At 68.0% G+C, this 6,280-nt stretch carries 7 protein-coding genes; 5 read left to right on the top strand and 2 right to left on the bottom strand.

Going from position 1 to position 6,280, the window contains the following annotated elements:
• Nucleotides 1–91 precede the first annotated feature (91 nt).
• Both ACH427_RS32250 and ACH427_RS32245 read right to left on the bottom strand, forming a co-directional pair.
• Nucleotides 92–2,089, bottom strand: a complete 1,998-nt coding sequence (locus tag ACH427_RS32250; protein WP_398875368.1) for a hypothetical protein — start codon at nt 2,087–2,089, stop codon at nt 92–94.
• 574 nt (nt 2,090–2,663) lie between these two features.
• The gene (locus ACH427_RS32245; RefSeq protein WP_398875366.1) at nt 2,664–2,945 is read right to left on the bottom strand and encodes a hypothetical protein; all 282 of its coding nucleotides are present in this window, start codon (nt 2,943–2,945) and stop codon (nt 2,664–2,666) included.
• A gap of 221 nt (nt 2,946–3,166) precedes the next feature.
• Here ACH427_RS32245 and ACH427_RS32240 point away from each other — a divergent pair, with 221 nt between their 5' ends.
• The 5 genes from ACH427_RS32240 (at nt 3,167) to ACH427_RS32220 (ending at nt 5,927) form a co-directional block, all read left to right on the top strand.
• Nucleotides 3,167–3,529, top strand: a complete 363-nt coding sequence (locus tag ACH427_RS32240; RefSeq protein ID WP_398875364.1) for a hypothetical protein — start codon at nt 3,167–3,169, stop codon at nt 3,527–3,529.
• Nucleotides 3,529–3,945, top strand: a complete 417-nt coding sequence (locus ACH427_RS32235; RefSeq protein ID WP_398875362.1) for a hypothetical protein — start codon at nt 3,529–3,531, stop codon at nt 3,943–3,945. Before ACH427_RS32240 ends, ACH427_RS32235 begins: the two co-directional genes overlap by 1 nt.
• Nucleotides 3,942–4,484, top strand: coding sequence for a Rad52/Rad22 family DNA repair protein (locus tag ACH427_RS32230; protein ID WP_398875360.1), 543 nt, complete (start codon nt 3,942–3,944; stop codon nt 4,482–4,484). Before ACH427_RS32235 ends, ACH427_RS32230 begins: the two co-directional genes overlap by 4 nt.
• Nucleotides 4,481–5,581, top strand: a complete 1,101-nt coding sequence (locus ACH427_RS32225) for a hypothetical protein (protein WP_398875358.1) — start codon at nt 4,481–4,483, stop codon at nt 5,579–5,581. The genes ACH427_RS32230 and ACH427_RS32225 overlap by 4 nt, the downstream gene beginning before the upstream one ends.
• A gap of 103 nt (nt 5,582–5,684) precedes the next feature.
• Nucleotides 5,685–5,927 carry a hypothetical protein gene (locus ACH427_RS32220; RefSeq protein ID WP_398875356.1) on the top strand — a complete coding sequence of 81 codons (243 nt, stop codon included), beginning with the start codon at nt 5,685–5,687 and terminating at the stop codon, nt 5,925–5,927.
• Nucleotides 5,928–6,280 lie beyond the last annotated feature (353 nt).

The raw sequence follows: 6,280 nt of genomic DNA, 5'->3' as shown, positions 1-6,280 counted from the left end.
CCTGCCGTGTCCGTAAGACCATCGCCCGGCACCCCACCCCCGAGACCGACCTGTCACCAGGACATATACCCACCGAAAGAGGAATCGAGCATTAGTCATGATGCCCTTCTCCAGGCGACCAAGTGCCCTCGACAGCATGCTTCAGCCTCTCAATGATGTTCCCTGCCTGAATGTTGAGCCGCTCGGACTCGTTCGCCTCCCATGTCGGGCTCATGCCAGCTGCCGCAGCATGGCTGCGTGCGTCAGCGACCCGCGTCGCCAAGTCCTTCGTGAGACCCTCGATCTCGTTGAGCAGAGAGCGGACGCCCGCCTTCTTCGTATCGGCGAGTTCGCGGTCGCTGGGCGGTGGCGCCGCACGGAACAGCGGCTGCTGTACGTGTCTGCCCGCCGTTGGCGCGGACGCAGGTGGGGTGTACGGGGGCCTAGGCAGGCGCACGCCCGCACCCTTGGGGAAGGCGTAGTCGAACCATGCCTGATCGGCAAGCTTGCCATCGGCATCGGCGATTCCAAAGGCGTCGACGCGTCGTGGAGCACGGCCCTCCTCCATAGCCACAGCCATCTCGCGCAGCAGCCCCACTGCCTGTACCCGTTGAGCGTTCATGACGGCGAGCACGTCGGGGATACCCCGACGGGCCCGGGCACTGGGCCCGGACTCGCCTTCTGCGCCGCGGTTAGCCTGGGCTCCCATGGAACCTCGGTCAGCGTCGACGAGCTTGAACGCAGCCAGCCACTGCGCCGCCCGGTAGCGGATCAGTTCGGCAAACGCGTCGTCGTCCTTGCTCGCGACGGCTAGCAATTGCCCGGCACTCTTGCCGCTGAAAGCTACGCCAGCGCGGGCGTTGGCGACCGGGACGGTGCTGTCGTCCACGCGCGGGTTCCACGCCTCCGACCAGCTCACCGAACACAGAGCGGAGTAGGCCCGCAGTCGCTCGACTGCATGTTGCGAGTTCAGTTGCTCGCCCTCGGGCTCGGCCATCGCCCTGCGTATCACACGACGTCGGGGGTCTCCGGCGGCGGGGAAGAACTGGGCGAGCAGCAGTCTGGAGCGCAGATCGCGCTGCTCGCAGATCCCCGCGTCGGGCGGACACTCGCGCAACCGCGTGATCGGCAGCTGCCCGGCGAGCACTCGGTACTCGGTGGTGTCGATGATCCCAGCGGCCCGGTACCTCTCCAGGACACCGCGGCCGACCGCGCGATCCTCGTTGACCGCCGAGAACTCCAGATCCGCGTGGATGTGGTCACGCCGGTTCCCTGCCTGCACCGTCTGGTACAGCAGCTCGGGCTCAGCGCATCCAACAACGAGCCTGGCCTTGACGACGGCGACCTGGAGCGCAAGTCGCGCCGGGTGGTCGTCTGAATCCGCGCGCTCCAGGTCAGTATTGCGCTCGGTCGTCCACCGCTGAAGGGCGGCAGTCACGTCCGGTGCCGTGAGCAGCGCCGCCTGGTCGGTCTTCAGAATCTGATGACGGCTCTTGGTCCGGTTGTTGCCCTTGACGGTGGGCCAGGCCCAGAAATCGCCTTCAGGGGTGCGGTAGACCTGCGCGACCATCAGGCAGGGTTCCTCCTGCCCGTTCAGCATGAGGTCTTCGGTGAGGTCGTAGCCACGGCGGCCGTCGCCTTCGGCGAGCAGCATTGAGGCGCGGCCGATCACCTCGACGACGCGGTCAACACTCGCCATCGAGACGCTCAGCGAAGCTGTCGGCTTGCCGTCCGGGCCATGCCAGATCTCGATCGGCGGGAGCAGCCACTTGGCGGTGGCCGAGGCTGGGTCGGCCGGGGAGGCCCAGCAGGTGTCGTTGCGCTCGTTGCGCTCCCAGGTGCTGCCGGCGCAGCCGTACAGCCGCACAGACATTCCCAGGGCTGCTTCGCCACCTATGATCAGAGGGCGCAGCCGGGCGGGGTGGATCCGTTCGCGGCCGTACTCGGTGATGATCAGGCGGTCGACCGGCTCGGCAACGTAGGCGAATGCAGCGGCCAGTGCCTCACGGGGGGCTTTTATGCCGTCGGTAGCCAGTGCGGCCTCGACCAAGCGGTCGACGGTGTCAGGCTTGTGCGGGGCCGGGTACTCGGATAACGGTTCGTTGGTCACGATATGCGAACGCCTTAGCACGTAGAGCAAAAGTTAGCGAGATGCTAGCGCCTCAACAGAGCCAAGCACGGCCTCTTATGTGAAATCGCTGGTCCGCAAGCTCCGGGCGCGCGTTGGGGGACCGCTGTGCGGCATTCCGTTACGGCACGCGCGAACGATGCACACGATGATGCGGACGACAGTGATGAAGGACAGCTCGATCCTGTCGCCGTCGGAGACGAGGTCGGCGGCGCGTGGAGTAGAAGGTCACCGACGCTTCGAGGCCGACGACGTTGAGGGCGAGCTGGACACGGGACAGTTCCCTCCTGCACTGTGACCACAAAGTGACCTGCGAACCCATGGGGACGAGGCAGCCCATGCCACCTTGACCTGCGGGTTAGTGGAGCTTGGGCTACAAGGGAGCCCCGAGGTTCCGAGCACCTCGGGGCTCCCTTGCGCCCGCTTCACCGACGGAGGCAACACGGCGTACGTGACGAGCTGACCGCCCGACCGCTGCGACGCGAGCGGAAGAGCGACAGGACGAGGCCGGCATCCCCATCATAAAGAGGAAACAGCGACCACCACGGACCGGTGGTCAGACGGCTCTGTGCCCCTTCCGGTCGGCGCGCTGCTGGTCCAACGAGGTCTTGATCGTCTCAATCCAGCCGGGGCGGGCTTCTTCGACGCGCTGGACGAGGTAGGTGCGGGAGATGCCAGCGCGGCGGGCGACATCGGCCAGCCAGCCCCATTGGGTGAGGGCTCGGTCGTCGAGGGCTTCGGCGACGGCGGCTTTGATGAGGGCAGCCTTGTCCTTCTCGGCGGTTTCGGCGGACTTGGCCGCGCGCTGGGCGAGGGTTTCAAGGCTGGGCGCAGGCATGGCCAAACGATGGCAGGTTTCAAGGCATGCTGCAAACCATGCGCACTCAATTTTTGCAGGTCACCTTTAAATTGCGATAGCGTTTGAGCACGTCATGAGGCATTTCCCCGCGTCAACGAGGAGCGCCAGAAACGACGCGAGGCGGACCCCAGCGCCTAGACAACGTAGGGGGTCCGCCTCATCCACCAGCACGCGTCAACGTCACCAATGGAGCCCCCAGTATGCACCGCGTCCGGATGCGGCGGCGTTTCCGCGCCCGTACCCTCGCTCAGCGCACAGACATGATCACGGCCCGCGAGTTCCTGGTGCGCGGCGCGGGCATCCCCGCCCCCGTCGCCACCCGCTACGCCTCCGCGTTCACCCGGGCCGCCCGCAAGGCCGGCATCATCCCCGACGGGCACACCTGGACCCGCCCCGGCCGCCGCCGGTTCTTCCGCACCGCCACCTACAGCCTGCGCCAGCTCGCCGGACTGATGGCCGTCTTCGCCGCCTACCTCCCCGGCGGCCGCACGAAGGCCGACAAGACCCGCAACCGGCACATCTGGAACCTAATGGCCGCCCGCGTCCTCCCGGCGGGTGCCTGATGACCGTCGCCGCTTTCGCCCCCGCCCGCACGGCGGGGGCCGCCACGGCCCCGGTCATCGACGTCACGATGCCCGCTGTCGTCCTCGCCTACCTACGCTCGCTCGCCTCGGTGGACGCCCGTGCCCGCGAGTGCATCACCGGTTGCGAGACCAAGGTCCTGACCGAGGGGGGCGCCCTGTGGGGTCGCCCCACAGGGAAGGCGTGCATCTGGGCCGGTATCGAGTGCCTGGACTTCATGGCGAACGAGCTGGGCGCCTTGACGCATCTGTTCATCGAGCGCCGTCAAGGCGCCGCCGCAACCTACCGGTTCAGCATCTTCGACGTGGACCACGCCCGCGAGGCCGTGCACTGGGCGCGCGTCGAACTCCTCGACGAGCTCACGGCCAACGACAAAGCAGGGCAGGTGGCCGCGTGAACGCCCCGACTCCGCGTCAGCCCGTACGGCTGTCGGCCGCGCAGTACGAGAAGCTGTGCGATGCCCTGCACCCCGACCGCATCAGCCAGGACGGCAAGGGCTTTCACCATGTCGAGGCCCACGACATCGAGGCCGTCCTGTCGAAGGTGTTCGGCTTCGGCATGTGGTCCACGCGGATCCTCGCCGAGGAATGCGTCGCCGAGGACCAAGTCCGCCGCGAAGACGGCACCCTGGGCAACTGGTACGTGTCCTACCAGGTGCGCATGCGCCTGACCGCCTACGACCCCCACGGTGCGCCGCTGGGACCGTGGGAAGACGGCACCGTGGAGACCGCCGCGCAGCCACAGCGCGGCGGCGCCCACGAGCTGGCGTACAAGTCGGCCATCTCCGGCGCGCTCAAGCGCTGCGCCCGCGCGATGGGCAACCAGTTTGGGCTCAGCCTGTACCGCAAGGCTCCCAAGGGGCGCCCTGCACTGGTCGCCGTCTCCTCGACGCTGAACCCACCGGCCTCCGATCCTGTTATCCGGGCCGTGTCGTGACCCGCTACACGGACAACCGCATCCGGCGCGGGCTGATGGCGGCCGACCGCTTCACCCAGGTTTCCAACGGGCTGTTCCGCGATCCGCGGATCACGCTCAAGGCCAAGGGCCTGTTCGGGCTGCTGTCCACGCACCGCGACGGGTACGGCGTCACCGCCTCCGGCATCGCCCGCCAGACTAAGGAGGGCGTGTCCGCGATCGAGTCCGGGCTGCGGGAGCTGGAGCGGTACGGCTACCTGGAGCGCGAACGCGTACGGCGCGCAGACGGCACCCTCGGGGCAGTCGAGTACTTCATCACCGACGCCCCCGCCGAAGACCCCCAGCACCCACAAAGAGTCAGGCCAGCGCCTATCCCCAGTTTTCCAGGACTGGGCGATCCAGGCTTGGACGATCGGGCCCCTAAGAACACCAAGAACACCAAGATCGCAGAACACGAGAGGGCGCCTTCGGCGCGCAGCGCCCCTGACGCCGTAGGCCAACTACCGGTAGTAGGAGCCCGGGGGACTGCGGGCGGCTCCGCCGCGACCGGGAAGACCAGCAGTGCGGAGACGGTGACGGCGGAGGTGGTTATGGTCGCTGCCGCCCTTCCGCCGGAGCTGACGACGGCATTGGAGCGGGCAGCGCGGACCAGCCTGCCGCGTACGGTCGTCCGGGCGATCGAGGCCGGTCTGCGGGACCGTACGCCCACGCAGCTCGCCGAGCGGATCACGCGTCGCTGGGATGCCCACGGGTACGCCAATGCCGCCCTATCGGCAGACGGGCCGGGCCTGCGCCGCCCGGTCGGCGTCGCCGTCGCCCTGGTGCGCCCCGGGGAGTGCCCTGACCCCTCGTGTGAGGACGGGGCGGTCATCGACTCCGGGGAGGCGTGCCGGGTGTGCGAGCAGCGCCGTCTCGACCGCGCCGGGCACCGCCCCGGCGGACTCCCTGGTGAAGCGCGCCGTTCGGCTTCCGGGGGTGTGGCCGGCTGGTGGGAGTGTGCGGCGCCGGAATGCCGAGCCCCGGGCAAGGGGGTGCGTCCGGCGGGCGGGCTGTGTCCTGCCTGTCAGCGGGCGGGAGTTGAGGCTGCTGAGGTGTTGGGTCGCCTGCTCGGGAGGTGAGCGGGAACACCTGACCATTTTGCAGTGCAGTTTGCAAGTTACCTGCATATCGCGTCATGGTTGTTCCACCAGCAGGACAAAACACCATGAAAGGGTCGGGAACATGGACGCCGCGAAGCTACGCGAGATCACCGCTGAGCTGAACCGCTGCAAGACCCTCGGCGACGCCCACTCCCTCATGGCCTTCCGCCTCGCCGAGGCCGTCGTCGCGGAGAACCCGAACTGCCCGCCAGCCGTCGCGTGGCAGGTCGCGGTCGAAACCTCCGCGAAGCACCTGCTGAACCACCCGAAGTTCGGTCCGCGCTACCGCGCCGAGCTCGAAGCCGACTTCGGCCCCACCGCCTGACCCACCCCGCACCACCAGGAAGCAGCCAGCCGCCATGACCACGCTCCCGATGGACTTCGACGCCGTGATCCCCGCCGACCGCCAGTTCAACCAGACCCCGGAGCTCTACAGGGCCCAGCGCGGCCATCGCTTCTACCCCACCTGGGCGGAGCTGCGGAAGATCCCCGCCATCTATGCCCAGGACGGCCTGCACTTCGCCCGGACCCCATCGATCCGCTGCGAGATCAAATGCGACGGGCGCTCATGCTTGTTCAGCACTAGTGCTCGATTCCTCTTTCGGTGGGTATATGTCCTGGTGACAGGTCGGTCTCGGGGGTGGGGTGCCGGGCGATGGTCTTACGGACACGGCAGGA

The organism is Streptomyces sp. NPDC020379 (assembly GCF_044387105.1).
Lineage (GTDB): Bacteria > Actinomycetota > Actinomycetes > Streptomycetales > Streptomycetaceae > Streptomyces.
Note: the sequence above shows the minus strand (reverse complement) of the source record. Positions and strands in the feature narration are given on the sequence as shown.